Origin of the sequence: Streptomyces griseus (genome assembly GCF_001715295.1) — a bacterium.
Lineage (GTDB): Bacteria > Actinomycetota > Actinomycetes > Streptomycetales > Streptomycetaceae > Streptomyces > Streptomyces griseus_G.
Genome location: NZ_MDKB01000003.1, coordinates 414,948 through 433,801, shown reverse-complemented (window position 1 = coordinate 433,801; position 18,854 = coordinate 414,948). Strand labels below are relative to the sequence as shown.

The 18,854-nt window shown below is 69.5% G+C and carries 17 protein-coding genes and 1 riboswitch; of the genes, 12 read left to right on the top strand and 5 right to left on the bottom strand.

Annotated features, from left to right (window positions below):
* Positions 1-33: 33 nt before the first annotated feature.
* Positions 34-1,212, bottom strand: coding sequence for a quinolinate synthase NadA (gene nadA, locus BA175_RS18195; protein WP_069172488.1), 1,179 nt, complete (start codon positions 1,210-1,212; stop codon positions 34-36).
* Positions 1,213-1,442: 230 nt separating this feature from the next.
* Here nadA and BA175_RS18185 point away from each other — a divergent pair, with 230 nt between their 5' ends.
* Complete coding sequence (locus tag BA175_RS18185) at positions 1,443-1,799, top strand: iron-sulfur cluster assembly accessory protein (RefSeq protein WP_018103583.1); 357 nt, start codon at positions 1,443-1,445, stop codon at positions 1,797-1,799.
* Positions 1,800-1,880: 81 nt separating this feature from the next.
* Here the strand turns inward: BA175_RS18185 and BA175_RS18180 are convergent, their stop codons facing one another.
* Positions 1,881-3,314 carry a hypothetical protein gene (locus tag BA175_RS18180; RefSeq protein WP_069172486.1) on the bottom strand — a complete coding sequence of 478 codons (1,434 nt, stop codon included), beginning with the start codon at positions 3,312-3,314 and terminating at the stop codon, positions 1,881-1,883.
* Positions 3,315-3,446: 132 nt separating this feature from the next.
* Complete coding sequence (locus BA175_RS18175; protein ID WP_069172485.1) at positions 3,447-3,644, bottom strand: hypothetical protein; 198 nt, start codon at positions 3,642-3,644, stop codon at positions 3,447-3,449.
* Positions 3,645-3,801: 157 nt separating this feature from the next.
* Here BA175_RS18175 and BA175_RS18170 point away from each other — a divergent pair, with 157 nt between their 5' ends.
* Entirely contained in the window at positions 3,802-4,776 is a 975-nt protein-coding gene (locus BA175_RS18170; protein WP_069172484.1) for a carbohydrate kinase family protein, read from the top strand.
* A gap of 7 nt (positions 4,777-4,783) precedes the next feature.
* Here the strand turns inward: BA175_RS18170 and BA175_RS18165 are convergent, their stop codons facing one another.
* Complete coding sequence (locus BA175_RS18165) at positions 4,784-6,166, bottom strand: cysteine desulfurase/sulfurtransferase TusA family protein (RefSeq protein ID WP_069172483.1); 1,383 nt, start codon at positions 6,164-6,166, stop codon at positions 4,784-4,786.
* A gap of 271 nt (positions 6,167-6,437) precedes the next feature.
* Here BA175_RS18165 and ctaC point away from each other — a divergent pair, with 271 nt between their 5' ends.
* The 4 genes from ctaC (at position 6,438) to BA175_RS18145 (ending at position 10,927) form a co-directional block, all read left to right on the top strand.
* Positions 6,438-7,406, top strand: a complete 969-nt coding sequence (ctaC, locus tag BA175_RS18160) for an aa3-type cytochrome oxidase subunit II (RefSeq protein WP_069172482.1) — start codon at positions 6,438-6,440, stop codon at positions 7,404-7,406.
* The gene (ctaD, locus tag BA175_RS18155) at positions 7,403-9,139 is read left to right on the top strand and encodes an aa3-type cytochrome oxidase subunit I (RefSeq protein WP_069172481.1); all 1,737 of its coding nucleotides are present in this window, start codon (positions 7,403-7,405) and stop codon (positions 9,137-9,139) included. The genes ctaC and ctaD overlap by 4 nt, the downstream gene beginning before the upstream one ends.
* Entirely contained in the window at positions 9,136-9,534 is a 399-nt protein-coding gene (locus BA175_RS18150; RefSeq protein WP_069172480.1) for a cytochrome c oxidase subunit 4, read from the top strand. The genes ctaD and BA175_RS18150 overlap by 4 nt, the downstream gene beginning before the upstream one ends.
* A gap of 127 nt (positions 9,535-9,661) precedes the next feature.
* The gene (locus tag BA175_RS18145; RefSeq protein ID WP_069172479.1) at positions 9,662-10,927 is read left to right on the top strand and encodes a L,D-transpeptidase; all 1,266 of its coding nucleotides are present in this window, start codon (positions 9,662-9,664) and stop codon (positions 10,925-10,927) included.
* A 50-nt stretch (positions 10,928-10,977) separates the two neighbouring features.
* Here BA175_RS18145 and BA175_RS18140 read toward each other — a convergent pair whose 3' ends face one another.
* The gene (locus BA175_RS18140; RefSeq protein WP_069172478.1) at positions 10,978-11,379 is read right to left on the bottom strand and encodes a hypothetical protein; all 402 of its coding nucleotides are present in this window, start codon (positions 11,377-11,379) and stop codon (positions 10,978-10,980) included.
* A gap of 187 nt (positions 11,380-11,566) precedes the next feature.
* On the opposite strand from BA175_RS18140, the gene ctaE reads away from it, so the two are divergent.
* The 6 genes from ctaE to BA175_RS18110 all read left to right on the top strand — a co-directional run bounded on the left by ctaE (position 11,567) and on the right by BA175_RS18110 (position 18,838).
* Entirely contained in the window at positions 11,567-12,187 is a 621-nt protein-coding gene (gene ctaE / locus BA175_RS18135; protein ID WP_014045480.1) for an aa3-type cytochrome oxidase subunit III, read from the top strand.
* A gap of 55 nt (positions 12,188-12,242) precedes the next feature.
* Positions 12,243-13,052, top strand: a complete 810-nt coding sequence (gene qcrC, locus BA175_RS18130) for a cytochrome bc1 complex diheme cytochrome c subunit (protein WP_069172477.1) — start codon at positions 12,243-12,245, stop codon at positions 13,050-13,052.
* The gene (gene qcrA / locus BA175_RS18125; protein ID WP_069172476.1) at positions 13,049-14,101 is read left to right on the top strand and encodes a cytochrome bc1 complex Rieske iron-sulfur subunit; all 1,053 of its coding nucleotides are present in this window, start codon (positions 13,049-13,051) and stop codon (positions 14,099-14,101) included. The genes qcrC and qcrA overlap by 4 nt, the downstream gene beginning before the upstream one ends.
* Positions 14,098-15,723, top strand: a complete 1,626-nt coding sequence (qcrB, locus tag BA175_RS18120; RefSeq protein ID WP_069172475.1) for a cytochrome bc1 complex cytochrome b subunit — start codon at positions 14,098-14,100, stop codon at positions 15,721-15,723. The genes qcrA and qcrB overlap by 4 nt, the downstream gene beginning before the upstream one ends.
* A gap of 123 nt (positions 15,724-15,846) precedes the next feature.
* On the top strand, positions 15,847-16,911 hold the full coding sequence (gene trpD, locus BA175_RS18115) for an anthranilate phosphoribosyltransferase (protein ID WP_069172474.1): 1,065 nt from the start codon (positions 15,847-15,849) through the stop codon (positions 16,909-16,911).
* A 252-nt stretch (positions 16,912-17,163) separates the two neighbouring features.
* Positions 17,164-17,281: riboswitch (SAM riboswitch) on the top strand.
* Between the two features lie 180 nt (positions 17,282-17,461).
* Positions 17,462-18,838: an aminotransferase class V-fold PLP-dependent enzyme gene (locus BA175_RS18110; protein ID WP_069172473.1), complete on the top strand. Its 1,377-nt coding sequence runs from the start codon at positions 17,462-17,464 to the stop codon at positions 18,836-18,838.
* The last annotated feature ends 16 nt before the right edge of the window (positions 18,839-18,854 follow it).

Below are 18,854 nucleotides of genomic sequence, written 5' to 3'. Positions count from 1 at the left end.
GAGGCCTTCCCTGTTCCGGCCGGCCCGCTGCGCCTACGGCAGGGCGAGCATCCGCTCCAGCGCCAGCTTCGCGTACTTCTCCGTCTCGGCGTCGACCTGGATCCGGTTGACCAGGTTCCCCTCGGCCAGCGACTCCAGCGTCCACACCAGGTGCGGCAGGTCGATCCGGTTCATCGTCGAGCAGAAGCACACCGTCCGGTCGAGGAAGACGATCTCCTTGTCCTCCGCGGCGAAACGGTTCGCCAGCCGGCGCACCAGGTTCAGTTCCGTGCCGATCGCCCACTTCGAACCGGCCGGCGCCGCCTCCAGGGCCTTGATGATGTACTCCGTCGAGCCGACCTGGTCCGCGGCCGCCACGACCTCGTGCCGGCACTCCGGGTGCACCAGCACGTTGACGCCCGGGATGCGCGCGCGCACGTCGTTCACGGACTCCACCGAGAAGCGCCCGTGGACCGAGCAGTGCCCGCGCCACAGGATCATCTTCGCGTTCCGCAGCTCCTCGGCGCTCAGACCGCCGTTCGGCTTGTGCGGGTTGTAGAGGACGCAGTCCTCCAGGCTCATGCCCATGTCCCGGACGGCCGTGTTGCGGCCGAGGTGCTGGTCCGGCAGGAACAGCACCTTCCCGCCCTGCTCGAAGGCCCACTCCAGGGCCCGCTTCGCGTTGGACGAGGTGCAGATCGTGCCGCCGTGCCTGCCGGTGAAGGCCTTGATGTCGGCCGAGGAGTTCATGTACGACACCGGCACCACCTCACCGGCGACGCCCGCCTCCGTCAGTACGTCCCAGCACTCGGCGACCTGCTCGGCGGTGGCCATGTCGGCCATCGAGCACCCCGCCGCCAGGTCCGGCAGGACGACCTTCTGGCCGTCCCCGGTGAGGATGTCGGCGGACTCGGCCATGAAGTGGACGCCGCAGAAGACGATGTACTCCGCCTCCGGCCGCGCCGCCGCGTCCCGGGCGAGCTTGAACGAGTCACCGGTGACGTCCGCGAACTGGATGACCTCGTCACGCTGGTAGTGGTGGCCGAGGACGAAGACCTTGTCCCCGAGCTTCTCCTTGGCGGCGCGGGCGCGCTCCACCAGGTCCGGGTCGGAGGGGGACGGCAGGTCGCCGGGGCATTCGACACCGCGCTCGCTGCGCGGGTCGGCCTCGCGGCCCAGCAGAAGCAGGGCGAGTGGCGTCGGCTGGACATCCAGGGGCTGGGCGGTGGTCACGACACGCACCCTTTCTTTTCTGCGAACATGCCTTTTCGTCTAATTGACGCTATCTATCATAGCCGCTTCACGTCAGATTGACGATGCCGATCGTGTCGATGTGACGCATCCCCGGGTGGAGGTGGTGTGCGAGCATGAAGGGAACAGATACGCGCCTGGCCCGGAATGAATCCGCGGCCCCGATGGTTGGACCGTCGGCAAGCAGTCCGAACAACCCGGGAGAGAAGCAGATGTCCGTATCGGACGAGACCACCACCGTGAGCGACGGCATCCTCCTGTCGGACGCCGCCGCAGCCAAGGTCAAGGCCCTGCTGGAGCAGGAAGGCCGTGACGACCTCGCGCTGCGCGTCGCCGTCCAGCCCGGAGGCTGCTCGGGCCTGCGTTACCAGCTCTTCTTCGACGAGCGTTCGCTCGACGGTGACGTCGTGAAGGACTTCGACGGCGTCAAGGTCGTCACCGACCGGATGAGCGCCCCCTACCTGGGCGGCGCCTCCGTCGACTTCGTCGACACCATCGAGAAGCAGGGCTTCACGATCGACAACCCGAACGCCACGGGCTCCTGCGCCTGCGGTGACTCCTTCAGCTGAGCCCCCACGCGCCGACGGCGGCGCTCCCGGCCGTTCGACGCCGGGAGCGCCGCCGTCGTCGTACGACGGAGGCCCGCCGGGTCAGGCGCGCGGCACCGCGGCGCCCGACGCCGCGTCGACCACCGCGCGACCGCCCAGCGGTGCGTCCAGCGTCACCGACCGGGTCAGTGTCTTGGCGATCATGACGCACACCTTCTCCGGGTCCGGCTTCGTCTCGGCGACCGTGACCCGTACCGCCGTGCCGCTCTCCGCGGCGTGCGCCGTGTAGGTGCTGCACACGCCGCCCCAGAACGTCACCTCCAGCGTCCGTCCGTCGGCGCTGTAGCCGATGACGGCCGGGCCCCCTGCTCCCGGTTCCTCCGGGGCCGGCGGGGTGCTCCTCGCCAGGTGGTCCGCGTCGACCGCGATCCGTACGACGGTCTCCTCGGGGCCGCCGCCCTCCGGCCGTACGGTGAAGAGCCACGACGGCACGAGTACCTGCTGACCGTCCGAGCGCTGGGCGGAGAGTCCCAGCACGGCCTTCCCGACCGTCAGGACGGTGGCCGGCGGCGTCCCGCCCGGGGCGCCGCACCCCTTCGTGGGCGCCGCGGGGTCGCCCTCCAGCGGTACGGGCGTGGCGCAGCCTCCGATCCCCGCCTTCGCGTCACGCCGGCTCTCCGCGTTCAGCTGTTCCAGGGCGTCCTGCGCGCTGATCACCGGGTAGTCGTGGCCCTTCTCCAGGCCCTTCAGGTGCCCGCTGCCGCCGACGATCTCGCCGCCGGAGCCCACCTGTACGCCGGTCGGCCAGCCGTACGTGGGCAGCCCGCCGACCACGGGATCGGCGTTGACCACCCGTACGGAATCCATCACCTGGCGCGCGTCGAGCGCGGCGTCACCCTGCCCCACGGCCTTCAGCACCGGCGCCGCGGCCGCCTCGGCGGCGCGCTCGCCGACCGGGGGACCGGAGCCCGGTGAGCGGTCCCGCTTCCCGCAGGCGGAGGCGGAGGCGCAGTCGTCCGTGCCGCCGGAGGCGTACCGGGCGAAGGTCCAGGTACCCGGAGCCTGCTTCGTCACCCGCAGCAGGGGCCCGGAGCCGTCCCCGTCGCCGCCCACCTTCCACGCCGTACCGTCCGTGTGCGGGGTGCCCTCGAGCTTCAGGGCCTTCGCGAGCCGGGCGACCTCCGCCGCGGTCACCGGGCCCCCGGGCCGGTGGACGGGCGCCGTCGCGGGGCCGTCCGGCAGGTCGCCTGCGGCGCGGTAGACGACCCTGCCGCCGTGCGGGTCCGGCTCGCCGGGGGCGATGCCCTGCGGGGGCGGCGCCGGGGGGCCGTCCGCCGGGAGGTCGAGGGCGAGCAGGGGGGCCCTCGAGTCCGACGGGGTGGCACGGCCCGTGTTCGCGCTCTCGCCCGAAGCGGTCGCGGCCCAGTACGCGCCACCGCCTCCGGCCAGCAGTACGGCCGCCGCCACCGACGCCACGGCGTACCGCCGACGCCGCCGGGGAGTGGTCGCCTCGTTCTCGGGTCGCTCGGTGCTCACGGATCGCTCCTTCGCCTGCACTGCCGCCACCGGCTCATCGCCTGGTCCCCGGGTGGGGACGACGATGGGACGGAGCGGGAGGGCGCCCGGTTCCACCGGGAGCCCGAAGGAGCCGTCCTGGGCGGCGCGGACTCAGTCCCCGTACTCCGGCATGGCGTCGATCAGCCGTGCTGAGGACGACGGCACCGTGACCCCGTTGATCAGCGAGGGCGCCACCGGCTCCGTGGCACGCTTCGCCGGAACGACCCAGTGCGGGGCCATGCGCGCGCAGTCGCCGCGCAGCTCGGCCAGACTCATCTCGGACTCACGCGGAGCGATGTCGTTGCACATAACGGCACCGTATGCACGGGAGGACTCGGGCAGTAAGACCTACTATCGGGTAGTTTTCCCCTTCAGGCCTACTGGCGCGACCGGGTAGCGTGAACTGTCACGCCGTCCCGGAGGTCACGCACAGGTGTGCCTCCGCCTTCCGCAGGAGCAGCTTCCCGTGCGCATTGCAGTCACCGGCTCCATCGCAACCGACCACCTCATGACCTTCCCCGGCCGATTCGCCGACCAACTGGTCGCGGATCAGCTGCACACGGTCTCGCTCTCCTTCCTGGTCGACAACCTGGACGTGCGGCGCGGCGGCGTCGGCGCCAACATCGCCTTCGGCATGGGCATCCTCGGCACCCGGCCGATCCTGGTCGGCGCGGCCGGGGCCGACTTCGACGAGTACCGCTCCTGGCTCGACCGGCACGGCGTCGACACCGGCTCCGTGCGGATCTCCGAGGTCCTGCACACGGCACGCTTCGTCTGCACGACGGACTCGGACCACAACCAGATCGGGTCCTTCTACACGGGCGCGATGAGCGAGGCCCGGCTGATCGAGCTCAAGCACGTCGCCGACCGCGTGGGCGGGCTCGACCTCGTCTCGATCGGCGCCGACGACCCGGAGGCGATGCTCCGCCACACCGAGGAGTGCCGCTCGCGCGGCATCCCCTTCGCCGCCGACTTCTCCCAGCAGATCGCCCGGATGAACGGCGAGGAGATCCGTATCCTCCTCGACGGCGCCACCTACCTCTTCTCCAACGAGTACGAGAAGGGGCTCATCGAGTCCAAGACCGGCTGGAGCGACGAGGAGATCCTCTCGAAGGTCGGTCACCGTGTGACCACCCTCGGCGCCCGCGGCGTGCGCATCGAGCGTGCCGGGGAGGACCCGATCGAGGTCGGCTGCGCCGAGGAGGAGCAGAAGGCCGACCCGACCGGCGTCGGCGACGCCTTCCGGGCCGGGTTCCTCTCCGGTCTCGCCTGGGGTGTGGGGCTGGAGCGGGCCGCCCAGGTCGGCTGCATGCTCGCGACCCTGGTGATCGAGACGGTCGGCACCCAGGAGTACACCCTGCGCCGCACCCACTTCATGGAGCGCTTCACCAAGGCGTACGGCGACGAGGCCGCGACCGAGGTGCGGGCGCACCTCTCCTGACGGAGGCTCACAGGAGCCGGCGGACCACGTAGGCCGAGCCTCGTTCCGCCGGCTCCTCGCCCACGTACTCCTGGGCGCGCATGGCGCACCAGGCGGGGATGTCCAGACGGGCGGCCTCGTCGTCGGCGAGTACCGTCACCGTCCCGCCCACAGGTACCTCTCCGATCACTTTTGCGAGTTCGATGACGGGGACCGGACAGCGCCTGCCCAGCGCGTCGACGATCAGCGACGCCTGCGGGGCCGGGGAGGAGGGCGCCGCCGCGGGCGCGCCGAGCCTGTCCCGCACCTTGGCCACCACGGCCGGCAGCACCTCCAGGAAGCGGTCGACGTCGGCCCCGGTGGTCCCGGCGGGCAGCGACACCCTGATGTTCCCCTCGGTGAGCACGCCCATCGCCTTGAGCACATGGCTCGGTGTCAGGGTGCTGCTCGTGCAGGACGAACCGGACGAGACGGAGAAGCCGGCCCGGTCCAGTTCGTGGAGCAGGGTCTCCCCGTCGACGTAGAGACACGAGAACGTGACCAGGTGCGGCAGCCGCCGCACGGGGTCGCCGACCACCTCCACGTCGGGCACCAGGGTGCCCACCGCAGCCCGGACGCGGTCCACCAGGGCGCGCAGCCGTACGGACTCGGCCGCCGCCTCGGCCCGCACCGCGCGCAGCGAGGCCGCGGCCGCCACGATCGCCGGAATGTTCTCGAACCCGGCGGCCCGCCCCGACTCCCGCTCGTCCGCCGGCCCCGGCGCCGCGAACCGGACGCCCTTGCGGACGGCCAGCAGCCCCACGCCCGCCGGGCCGCCCCACTTGTGGGCGCTCGCGGCCAGCAGCGACCACCGGCCCGGGACCGGCCCCCAGCCCAGCGACTGGGCGGCGTCCACCAGGAGCGGTACGCCCGCGGCGGCGCAGGTCTCGGCGGCCTCCGCCACCGGCTGCTCGCTCCCCACCTCGTGGTTGGCGGACTGCAGACAGGCCAGCGCGGTGTCCGGGCGCAGCGCCCGGCCGTACGCCGAGGGGTCCACCGTCCCGTACCGGTCCACCGGCACCTCGGTGAACGAACCGCCCGCCGCCTCCAGTGCCTCGGCCGCGTGGAGTACCGACGAGTGTTCGACCGCGGAGACCACCAGATGGCGGCCGACACGCCGACGGCCGGAGAGAACCCCCTCGACCGCGGAGTGCACCGCCCGGGTCCCCGACGACGTGAAGACCAGCTCGTCGGGCCGGCAGCCGACGGCCTCCGCGGCGGTCTCACGGGCGGCGTCCAGCAGCATGGCGGCGCGACGCCCCTCGCGGTACAGCCTGGCCGGATCGGCCCAGCCCTCGTCCAGGGAGGCAAGCAGCGCCTGGCGGGCGACGGGATGCAGGGGGGCGGAGGAGGCGGCGTCGAAGTAGGGCACACCGCCACGCTAGCCCTCCGGGGCCGCCGGCCCGGTCCGGGGCACCGGCGGAGGCGGAAGAGGGGGCGTCAGACCGTGGCCGCAAGACCGGATTCCACCCCTTCGGGGTGCCGGGCGGCGCGTTGGGCACCCTCCCCGCGCGACCCCAAATAGCGTCCAGTAGGGTTTGGTCCGCATAAACATCCAAACCCCTGCCCGCGTCAGGGCCGGCGACCGACCAAGCGAGACGGCCGCGCCGACCGTGCGGGCGAGACTCTCGGGAAGGCGCTACGTGAGTCCCAACGGCTCCGACCGCTCGTCGCGGCGCCCGATGCGGCGGAAGCTGCCGCAGGTGCTGACTGCGGGCCTGGTCCTGGCGACGGCCTCCGGTTGTTCATACAACTGGGAGGATTTCCCCCGCCTCGGAATGCCCACCCCGGTAACGGAAGAGGCCCCTCGGATCCTCTCCCTCTGGCAGGGCTCGTGGGCGGCAGCGCTCGCCACGGGTGTCCTTGTCTGGGGGCTGATCCTGTGGAGCGTCATCTTCCACCGGCGTAGCAGGACCAAGGTGGAGGTACCTCAGCAGACCAGGTACAACATGCCCATCGAGGCGCTGTACACAGTGGTGCCTCTCATCATCGTCTCGGTGCTCTTCTACTTCACCGCGCGCGACGAATCGAAGCTCCTCGAGCTCACCCCGAAGCCGGCCCACACGATCAACGTGGTCGGCTACCAGTGGAGCTGGGGCTTCAACTACATCGAGAAGGTGGAGGGCCAGCCCTCCGCCGGCAGCGAGATCCCCAAGGAGCTCGACGCCATCCCCGACAAGTACCGCAAGGACTTCCCCCAGGGCGCCGGCGGCGTCTACGACGTGGGCATCCCCGGTACGCGCAACCCGCAGAACGGCAACCCGGGTCCGACCCTGTGGCTGCCGAAGGGCGAGAAGGTCCGTTTCATCCTGACTTCGCGCGACGTCATCCACTCCTTCTGGGTGGTGCCGTTCCTCATGAAGCAGGACGTCATTCCGGGCCACACCAACTCCTTCGAGGTCACGCCGAAGAGGGAGGGCACCTACATGGGTAAGTGTGCCGAGCTCTGCGGCGTGGACCACTCCCGAATGCTCTTCAACGTCAAGATCGTCTCTCCCGAGCGTTACCAGCAGCACCTCAAGGAGCTGGCGCAGAAGGGTCAGACGGGCTACGTGCCGGCAGGCATCGAGCAGACGGACCCGGCCAGGAATGCGGAGACGAACAAACTGTGAGCATCCTCAATGAATCCCAGGGTGCCGCGGCAGCAGACGACTCGTTCGAGGACGAGCTGCCGGTGCGGCGCAAGCAGCCGGGGAGTGTCGTAGTCAAGTGGATGACCACCACTGACCACAAGACGATCGGCACGATGTACCTGGTCACGTCGTTCGCGTTCTTCTGCATCGGTGGACTTCTGGCGCTCTTCATGCGCGCCGAGCTGGCCCGCCCGGGTACGCAGATCATGTCGAACGAGCAGTTCAACCAGGCGTTCACGATGCACGGCACGATCATGCTGCTGATGTTCGCGACGCCGCTGTTCGCCGGCTTCGCGAACTGGATCATGCCGCTGCAGATCGGCGCGCCCGACGTGGCGTTCCCGCGGCTGAACATGTTCGCCTACTGGCTGTACCTCTTCGGCTCGATCATCGCCGTGGCCGGCTTCCTCACCCCGCAGGGTGCGGCGGACTTCGGCTGGTTCGCCTACTCCCCGCTGTCGGACGCGGTCCGGTCGCCCGGGGTCGGCGCCGACATGTGGATCATGGGTCTGGCCTTCTCCGGCTTCGGTACGATCCTCGGCTCGGTCAACTTCATCACCACGATCATCTGCATGCGTGCCCCCGGCATGACGATGTTCCGTATGCCGATCTTCACGTGGAACGTCCTGCTGACCGGTGTCCTGGTCCTGCTGGCCTTCCCGGTCCTGGCCGCCGCGCTCTTCGCGCTGGAGGTCGACCGTAAATTCGGCGCACACATCTTCGATGCGGCCAACGGTGGCGCATTGCTGTGGCAGCACCTCTTCTGGTTCTTCGGCCATCCAGAGGTGTACATCATCGCCCTGCCGTTCTTCGGGATCATTTCCGAGATCATTCCGGTCTTCAGCCGGAAGCCGATGTTCGGTTACATCGGTCTCATCAGCGCGACGATCGCCATCGCCGGCCTGTCCGTGACGGTGTGGGCGCACCACATGTACGTCACGGGCGGAGTGCTGTTGCCGTTCTTCTCGTTCATGACGTTCCTCATCGCGGTACCGACCGGTGTGAAGTTCTTCAACTGGATCGGCACGATGTGGAAGGGGTCGTTGTCCTTCGAGACACCGATGCTCTGGTCGGTCGGCTTCCTGATCACCTTCGCCTTCGGTGGTCTGACCGGCGTGATCCTGGCCTCGCCGCCGCTGGACTTCCACATCTCCGACTCGTACTTCGTCGTGGCGCACTTCCACTACGTCGTCTTCGGCACCGTCGTCTTCGCGATGTTCGCCGGATTCCACTTCTGGTGGCCGAAGTTCACCGGCAAGATGCTGGACGAGCGACTCGGGAAGATCACGTTCTGGACGCTGTTCGTCGGCTTCCACGGCACGTTCCTGGTGCAGCACTGGCTGGGTGCCGAGGGCATGCCGCGTCGTTACGCGGACTACCTCGCCGCCGACGGTTTCACCGCGCTGAACACCATCTCGACGATCTCCTCGTTCGTGCTCGGCATGTCGATCCTGCCGTTCTTCTACAACGTGTGGAAGACCGCCAAGTACGGCAAGAAGATCGAGGTCGACGACCCGTGGGGTTACGGCCGTTCGCTCGAATGGGCGACGTCGTGCCCGCCCCCGCGGCACAACTTCCTCAGCCTGCCGCGGATCCGCTCCGAATCCCCGGCGTTCGACCTGCACCACCCGGAGATCGCGGCGCTGGAGCAGCTGGATCACCTCTCCGACGATGACAAGGTCCTCGTCGGCGGCAAGGAGGCCGGCAAGTGAAGATCCAAGGCAAGCTCTTCATCTGGCTGAGCGTCTTCCTGCTGGCCATGGCCGTCACGTACGGCGTGTGGTCCAAGGAGCCGGTGGGCACGACGGCGCTCGTCCTGTCCTTCGGCCTGGCCGTCATGATCGGCTTCTACCTGGCCTTCACGGCCAACAGGGTCGATGCGATGGCCCAGGACAACAAGGAGGCCGATATCGCGGACGAGGCGGGCGAGGTGGGGTTCTTCTCCCCGCACAGCTGGCAGCCGCTCTCCCTCGCGATCGGCGGCGCCTTCCTTTTCCTCGGCGTCGTCTTCGGCTGGTGGCTGGCCTACTTCGCGGCCCCGCTGCTCCTGATCGGCCTCTTCGGCTGGGTCTTCGAGTACTACCGCGGTGAGAACCGCACCCAGTGAGACCCGCCGTCCCCGGACGGCCGCATCACCCTTACGGGGGCCCTGCCCGCTCGTCTCCGAGCGGGCAGGGCCCCCGTTTGCAGTCGTTGAACGCGCTGGATCGGATGAATCTTCTTAGCGTGAGTTCATGAACCACACGCAGCGCATCCGCACCGTAGTGAACTGCACCCTGGTGGTCGTGACCCTCGTCGCAGGTGCGACCGCCTGTGGCGAGCCCGATGGTCACCAGCTGTCGCTGAAGCCGTACGACGCGGCCGACGCGGTCTCGTTCAACGGCCCCGGCAAGGGCGCGAAGGCGGATCCCGACAAGCCGATAGAAGTCACGGCCGAGGACGACGACGTCACCATCACGGACGTGACGGCCGTCGACACCGAGGGCCGTCACCTGGCGGGCGAACTCGACGCCGACGGGAAGCGGTGGCACTCCACCACCGCCCTGGCGGCCGGTACCCGGTACACCGTCAAGGTCGCCACCGAGAACGGCGACGGCGCTCCGGGCACCCTGACGTACGACTTCGGCACGAACGCGGCCAAGAAGTTGCTGAAGATCTCCTTCGGCCCGCAGGCGGGCACCTACGGCGTCGGACAGCCCATCACGGCGGAGCTCAGCGCTCCCGTCACGGACCGGGCCTCCCGGGCCACCGTCGAGCGCGGGCTCCAGGTCCGCTCCACCCCGGCGGTCACCGGCTCCTGGTACTGGGTCGACGACAAGACCCTGCACTACCGCCCCAAGGAGTACTGGCCCGCCGGCGCGAGCATCGACGTACGGAGCAACCTCAAGGGCATCAAGCTGACCGACGCCCTCCACGGAGCCGCCACCAAGCCGTTGAAGCTCGCGACCGGCGACCGGATAGAAGCGATCACCGACGCGTCCGAGCACACGATGACGGTCATGCGCAACGGTGAGGTGATCAACACCATCCCGGTCACCACCGGCAAGCCGGGCTTCGACACGCGCAACGGCGTCAAGGTCGTGCTCGCCAAGGAGCAGTTCGTACGCATGCGCGGGGAGACCGTCGGCATCGCCGCCGGCTCCTCGGAGTCCTACGACCTGCCGGTCTACTGGGCGACGCGGGTCACCTGGAGCGGTGAGTACGTCCACGCCGCGCCCTGGTCCACGGGCTCCCAGGGCAGCGCCAACGTCAGCCACGGCTGCACCGGCATGAGCACCGCCGACGCCGAGTGGTTCTTCGAGACCGTGCGCGAGGGCGACATCGTCAAGGTCGTCGGCAGCGACGGCGAGACGATGACCCCGTTCGACAACGGATTCGGTGACTGGAACCTGGACTGGGAGGCCTGGCAGAAGGGCAGCGCGCTGCATCGTGCCACGCAGGACGCGACGCCGGACGCCGGGACGGACGTCCGGACGGCACGGCTGCGCCCCCAGGTCTGACCGGCGGGGGAGGCCACCGCACCACCTGAGGCCCCCGCCCGCCGGGGGCCTCAGGCCTGGACGGACAGCCTGCCGCGCAGCAGGCCCGCCAAGGCGTCCGCGAAGTCCACCGGGTCCACCGGATGCGTCACGGCGGCGTCCGCGCGGCTCCACGTGGCCAGCCAGGCGTCCTGCGGGCGCCCGATCAGCAGCAGCACGGGCGGGCAGTGGAAGATCTCGTCCTTGATCTGCCGGCAGACGCCCATGCCGCCCGCGGGAGCCGTCTCCCCGTCCAGCACGCAGACGTCGACGCCGCCCCGGTCCAGCGCGCTCAGGACGGCCGGCAGCGTGGCGCACTCCAGGAACTCCACCTGCGGCACGTCCGCCGCAGGCCTGCGACCGGCGGCCAGCCGCACCTGCTCACGGGTGCGGGCGTCGTCGCTGTAGACCAGGACCGTGGCGGTCGGCTGCATTGTTCCTCCGTGACATCTGTGTCTTCGGGGCTCTCCGGGCATGAACCGATGGGCGGATCGTACTCCGGCGGACAGCCTGTCAGCACCGGTAATGACAGCGATTCGCTGGGCCGTTCGGTGAGGACACACACCACTGACACACCGAACGGCACCCCCCGGAGTGAGGGCGGGATAAGCGACCGACATAATGTCGGTCGTGGCGACAGCAACGACAGTAGAAACCGGGCACGCGCACCCGTCGGTCAATCGGCCGAACCTCACCAGCGTCGGAACCATCATCTGGTTGAGTTCCGAGCTGATGTTCTTCGCGGCCCTCTTCGCGATGTACTTCACCCTGCGATCGGTGATGGGACCCGATCACTGGAAGGAGATGGCCCACCATCTGAACTTCCCGTTCTCGGCGACGAACACCACGATCCTGGTGCTTTCCTCTCTCACCTGCCAGCTCGGCGTCTTCGCCGCGGAGCGGGGCGATGTGAAGAAGCTCCGCACCTGGTTCATCATCACGTTCGTGATGGGTGCGATCTTCATCGGCGGCCAGGTCCTCGAGTACACCGAGCTGGTCAAGGAGGCGGGTCTCTCCCTCTCCTCCGACCCCTACGGCTCGGTGTTCTACCTGACGACCGGCTTCCACGGTCTGCATGTGACAGGCGGCCTCATCGCCTTCCTGCTCGTCCTGGGCAGGACATACGCGGCCTCGAGATTCACCCACGAGCAGGCCACAGCCGCCATCGTCGTGTCCTACTACTGGCACTTCGTCGACGTCGTCTGGATCGGTCTGTTCGCCACGATCTACATGATCAAGTAACCGGGTTCGCACCCGCCCACCATCGACGCAGAAGATCCTGACACCGGGGTAATCCGTGAAAAAGCTCTCCGCACGACGACGCCATCCGCTGGCGGCGGTCGTCGTACTACTCCTCGCGCTGGCGGCTACCGGGGGGCTGTACGCCGCGTTCGCGCCTGCGGGTAAGGCGCAGGCCGACGAAACCGCCCAGTCCCTCGCCATCGACGAGGGCAAGAAGCTCTACTCCGTGGGCTGCGCCAGCTGCCACGGAACCGGCGGTCAGGGAACCACCGACGGGCCGCAGCTCGTGGGCGTCGGCTCCGCCGCCGTCGACTTCCAGGTCGGTACCGGACGCATGCCGGCTCAGCAGCCGGGCGCCCAGGTGCCGAAGAAGAAGGTCATCTACACCCAGGCCGAGATCGACCAGCTCGCGGCCTACGTGGCGTCGCTCGGCGCCGGCCCGATCACGCCGAACGAGAGCCAGGTCGACCCCGCGGGAGCGGACGTCGCCAAGGGCGGCGACCTGTTCCGCACCAACTGCGCCCAGTGCCACAACTTCACCGGCAAGGGCGGCGCGCTGACACACGGCAAGTACGCCCCGGACCTGGAAGGCGTGAGCCCGAAGCACATCTACGAGGCCATGCAGACCGGCCCGCAGAGCATGCCCTCCTTCCCGGACACGACCATGCCGGAGCAGGAGAAGAAAGACATCATCGCGTACATCAAGACCGTGAACGGTGACGACTCCGCGAGCCCCGGCGGGCTCTCGCTCGGCGGCCTCGGTCCCGTCAGTGAGGGTCTCTTCGGCTGGATCTTCGGACTGGGCGGACTGATCGCCATCGCCGTCTGGGTCGCGGCCCACACCGCTAAGGCCAAGAAGTCATGAGTAGCCAAGAGATTCCAGAAGAGCGCCTGCCCGCAGAGCAGGACACCGCGCACGGCGCGGTCGAGGTCGCGGACGATCCGTTCGCCGACCCGGGGCTGCCGGCCCACCGGCCGCGCATCCAGGACATCGACGAACGGGCTGCCAAGCGCTCCGAGCGCACGGTCGCCCTCATGTTCACGATGTCGATGCTGGCGACGGTCGGCTTCATCGCCTCCTACGTCATCTTCCCGGTCGACAAGATCGTCTTCATCTGGCCGTTCGGCCACGTCAGCGCGCTCAACTTCTCCCTGGGTCTGACCCTGGGCCTGGCGCTGTTCCTCATCGGCACGGGCGCCGTCCACTGGGCGCGCACCCTGATGTCCGACGTGGAGGTCGCCGACGACCGGCACCCCATCGAGGCCGCACCCGAGGTCAAGGCGAAGGTTCTCGCCGACTTCGCGGCCGGTGCCCAGGAGTCCGCGCTGGGCCGGCGCAAGCTGATCCGCAACACCATGTTCGGCGCGCTGGCCCTGGTGCCCCTCTCCGGTGTGGTGCTGCTGCGCGACCTGGGTCCGCTGCCGGAGAAGAAGCTCCGCAAGACCCTGTGGGCCAAGGGCAAGCAGCTCGTCAACATGAACACCATGGAGCCGCTGCGTCCCGAGGACGTCGTCGTCGGTTCGCTGACCTTCGCCATGCCCGAGGGCCTGGAGGAGGACGCGCACGACTTCCAGAACCAGATCGCCAAGGCCGCTCTGATGATCGTCCGCATCGAGCCGGACGACATCAAGGACAAGCGGCAGCGTGAGTGGGCCCACGAGGGAATCGTGGCCTTCTCCAAGATCTGCACCCACGTCGGCTGCCCGATCAGCCTCTACGAGCAGCAGACGCACCACGTCCTCTGCCCGTGCCACCAGTCCACCTTCGACCTCTCCGACGGCGCCCGGGTCATCTTCGGCCCGGCCGGTCACCCGCTTCCGCAGCTGCGGATCGGTGTGAACAGCGAGGGCAACCTCGAGGCGCTCGGCGACTTCGCAGAGCCCGTCGGTCCTGCCTTCTGGGAGCGCGGATGAGCACTGTGACAGACACGAAGCGCAAGGCGCCCGCCGGCGAGCGGGTGGCCGACTGGGCCGACGGCCGACTGGGCATCTACGGCCTGGCCAAGGCCAACATGCGCAAGATCTTCCCGGACCACTGGTCCTTCATGCTGGGTGAGATCTGCCTCTACAGCTTCATCATCATCATCCTCACGGGTGTGTATCTGACGCTGTTCTTCCACCCCAGCATGAACGAGGTCGTCTACCACGGCTCGTACGAGCCGATGCAGGGCATCCGGATGTCGGAGGCGTACGCCTCGACCCTGGACATCAGCTTCGACGTCCGCGGTGGTCTGCTCGTCCGGCAGATCCACCACTGGGCCGCGGTGATCTTCCTCGCCGGCATGTTCGTGCACATGTTCCGGGTGTTCTTCACCGGCGCGTACCGCAAGCCGCGTGAGATCAACTGGCTGTTCGGCTTCCTGCTGTTCGTCCTCGGCATGTTCACCGGGTTCACCGGCTACTCGCTCCCGGACGACCTGCTCTCCGGTACGGGTGTGCGCTTCACGCAGGGCGCCATCCTGTCGATGCCGATCGTCGGTACGTACATCTCGATGTTCCTGTTCGGCGGGGAGTTCCCCGGCACCGACATCATCGCGAGGTTCTACTCGATCCACATCCTGCTGCTGCCGGGCATCATGCTCGGGCTCGTGGTCGGCCACCTCATCCTGGTGTTCTTCCACAAGCACACGCAGTTCGCGGGTCCGGGCAAGACGAACAAGAACGTCGTCGGCATGCCCCTGCTGCCGGTGTACATGGCCAAGGCCGGCGGGTTCTTCTTCCTGGTCTTCGGCTTCATCTCGATCGTCGCGGCCATCGCCTCGATCAACCCGATCTGGGCGCTCGGCCCGTACCGTCCCGACCAGGTGTCCACGGGTGCCCAGCCGGACTGGTACATGGGATTCGCCGAAGGCTTCGTCCGTGTCATGCCGGGCTGGGAGATCAACCTCTGGGGCCACACGCTGGTCCTGGGCGTGCTCATCCCGCTGGTCCTCTTCGGTGTGATCCTCGCGGCACTGGCGCTGTACCCGTTCCTCGAGTCCTGGATCACCGGGGACAAGCGCGAGCACCACATCCTGGACAAGCCGCGCAACGCCCCGACCCGCACCGCGCTCGGTGTCGCCTGGGTGACGATCTACTTCGTCATGCTGATCGGCGGCGGCAACGACATCTGGGCGACCCACTTCCACCTGTCGCTCAACGCGATCAGCTGGTTCGTACGGATCGCCTTCTTCCTCGGCCCGGTCCTGGCGTTCATCGTCACCCGGCGGATCTGCCTCGGCCTCCAGCGCCGCGACAAGGAGAAGGTGCTGCACGGACGCGAGTCCGGCACCATCAAGCGCCTGCCGCACGGTGAGTTCGTCGAGATCCACGAGCCGCTCGGCCCGGAGCAGCTGTACGCCCTCACGGCGCACGAGCAGTACAAGCCGCTCGAGATCGGCCCGACGGTCGACAAGAACGGCGTCGAGCGCAAGCCGTCGGCGCTGCAGAAGCTGCGGGCCAGGCTCAGCCGCAGCTACTACGGCGAGGGCAACCAGATCGCCAAGCCCACCGCAGAGGAGTACAAGGAGATCACCAGCGGCCACGGCCACCACTGATCGATCCAGCTGAACGCCACAGCGGGAGCCCCGTCCATCCGATGGACGGGGCTCTTCGCCGTCCTGGGGGCTGGATAGGGTGGAGCCGACATCCCTACCGGCTGTGGACCCCAGGAGCGGACCATGAACGTTGTGACCCCGGACGGCGGCGACAGCGTGGCGGCCCGTACCTGGCCCGGCGTGCTGACCCCCCTCCTGCGCGGTGAGGACCTGACGGCCGAGGACACCGCGTGGGCCATGGACCGCATCATGAGCGGCGAGGCCACGGACGTGCAGATCGCCGGGTTCGCGATCGCGCTGCGGGCCAAGGGGGAGACCGTCCAGGAGGTCACCGGCCTCGTGCGTGCCATGTACGAGCACGCCCGCACCATCCACGTGCCCGGCCGGACGGTCGACATCGTGGGCACGGGCGGCGACATGGCCAGGACGGTGAACATCTCCACCATGTCGGCGATCGTCGTCGCCGGGACCGGCGCCAAGGTCGTCAAGCACGGCAACCGGGCCTCGTCCTCGGCCAGCGGCGCCTCGGACGTCCTGGAGAAGCTCGGCGTCAACCTCGAACTCAGCCCGCAGCGGGTCGTGGACGTCGCCGAGGAAGCCGGCATCACCTTCTGCTTCGCGGTGAAGTTCCACCCGGCCCTGCGCCACGCGGCGCGGGCCCGCAAGGAACTGGGCACCCAGACCACGTTCAACATCCTGGGCCCTCTCACCAACCCCGCCCAGGTCCGTTCCCAGGCGATCGGGGTCGCCGACCTCAGGATGGCGCCCATCGTCGCGGGGGTGCTCGCCGAGCGGGGCAACTCCGCCCTCGTCTTCCGGGGCGACGACGGCCTCGACGAGCTGACGACGACGGCGACCTCCCGGGTCTGGACCGTGCGCGACGGCACGGTCAGCGAGGAGCCGTTCGACCCCCGGGACGTCGGCCTCGACCTGGTGCCCGTCGAGGCGCTGCGAGGCGCCGACGCCGCGTACAACGCGGACGTGGCCCGCCGGCTGCTGGACGGGGAGACGGGGCCGGTGCGCGACGCCGTCCTGCTCAACTCGGCCGCCGCGCTGGTCGCCCTGGACCCGGGCGAGGGCACGCTCGTCGAGCGGCTCGGCGCCGGGATCGCGCGGGCAGCCGAGTCGATCGACTCGGGCGCGGCCAAGCGCGCGCTGGAACGCTGGGTGGCGGCCAGTCACGCCTGAGAGCCTGTCGGGTGACCTGGGACCGGAGAGCGAACGCGGTCCGGTGCATGCGATTCCAAGACCGCCGGAAGGCCCGCATAGTGGGGCTGCGCGGGCCTTCCGGCAACGCGGGAAGCGTGCGTGCCGGGGCGTGGCCGCCCGGTCGGAGGTCACCCGACAGGCTCCCGGGCGGCATCGTGCGGCGGCGGGGCGCGGTCCGGATCGCGGACCGCGCCCTTGCGCGTGCGTACAGGTATGGCAAGATGCTGCGCAGGTCATGAGTGACAGCGACTACGGCCCCGGCCCGCTGTCCGGCAACCCTCCGTCCGTGGCGGGGTGCCCCGGGTGAAGACCGGGCCGCAGGCAGCGAGGTCTGCGGCAAGCGCGGGCCCCTCGGCATCCTCGTATGCCACCCCTTGGGGTCCTGGTCCCAGGGAGCCTCTTGTGAGCAAGCGAATGCGATAGGGCGCGACGCCCTCCTCCGCACACCTTTCTTCTTTCCTTCCCCGTGCCGCCGCGCGTCTCCGGACCGCCGCACGAGGATGTCGCCTGCCTGTTACGGGAGTTCGCCATGTCTGTCCCCACCGCTGCCGTCGACCCGTCCGTGTGTGCCCCGCTGCCGGTCCTGGGCGCGGACGTCACCGTTCCGCTCGTGACCGGCGGGAACGTCGCCTATGCCGCCCTCGACTACGCCGCGAGCGCTCCGGCGCTCCAGCGGGTGTGGGACGACGTCGCCGCCTACGCGCCGTACTACGGCAGCGTGCACCGCGGCGCGGGCTACCTCTCCCAGCTCTCCACCGACCTCTTCGAGAGCAGCAGGGCCGCCGTGGCGGACTTCCTCGGCTGCCGTGCGGACGACCAGGTGGTCTTCACCCGGTCCACGACGGACTCCCTCAACCTGCTGGCCGCCGTGCTGCCCGCCGACTGCCAGGTGTTCGTGTTCGAGACCGAGCACCACGCCTCCCTGCTGCCCTGGCGGGACGCCCCGGTGACGTACCTCGACGCCCCGCGCACCCCGGCCCAGGCGGTGGCGACGCTGGAGCGGGCGCTCGCCGGCCGCGCCTCCCAGGGCCCGGCGCTGGTCTGCGTGACGGGAGCCTCCAACGTCACCGGTGAGCTGTGGCCGGTGCGGGAACTGGCCGCCACCGCCCGCGCCCACGGCGCGCGGATCGTGCTCGACGCGGCGCAGCTGGCACCCCACCACCCGGTGGACATCGCCGCGCTGGACGTCGACTGGGTCGCCCTCTCCGGGCACAAGCTGTACGCGCCGTTCGGTTCGGGCGTGCTCGCCGGACGGGCCGACTGGCTGCGGGACGCGGAGCCGTACCTCGCGGGCGGCGGGGCCTCCCGCACGGTCGCCCGTCGGAGCGACGGCGGCGTGGACGTCCAGTGGCACACCACCGCGGCGCGGCACGAGGCCGGGTCGCCCAACGTCATCGGCGTCTACTCGATCGCGGCGGCCTGCAGGGCGCTGACCGAGGCCGGGTTCGACGGGCTGGTCGCGCGTGAGCAGCAGCTGGTGACCCGGGTCCGTGAGGGCCTGGCCGCGGTCCCCGAGGTGCGGGTGCTCTCGCTGTTCGGCGACGACGCCCCGAGGGTGGGCGTCATCTCGTTCGTCGTCGAGGGATGGAACAGCTCGCACTTCGCCGCCGCGCTCTCCGCGGAGTACGGCATCGGTGTGCGGGACGGGCTGTTCTGCGCGCACCCGCTCGTGCGTACCCTGCTGGGCGCCGAGGCGCGGGATCCGGGTGAGTGCGGCGCGCCGGACGGCGAGCCGGGGGAGAGGTCCCTCAACGCCGTCCGGGTGAGCTTCGGGGCCGGGACGCCGGACGAGCACATCGACCGGTTCCTGGGCGCGGTCCGGGAGCTGGTGGGTGCGGGCGCCCGCTGGACCTACCGCACGGAGGACGGCCGTTGCGTCCCGGACCGGGGCACGGCCCAGGCCTGAGCGGCCGGGTACGCGG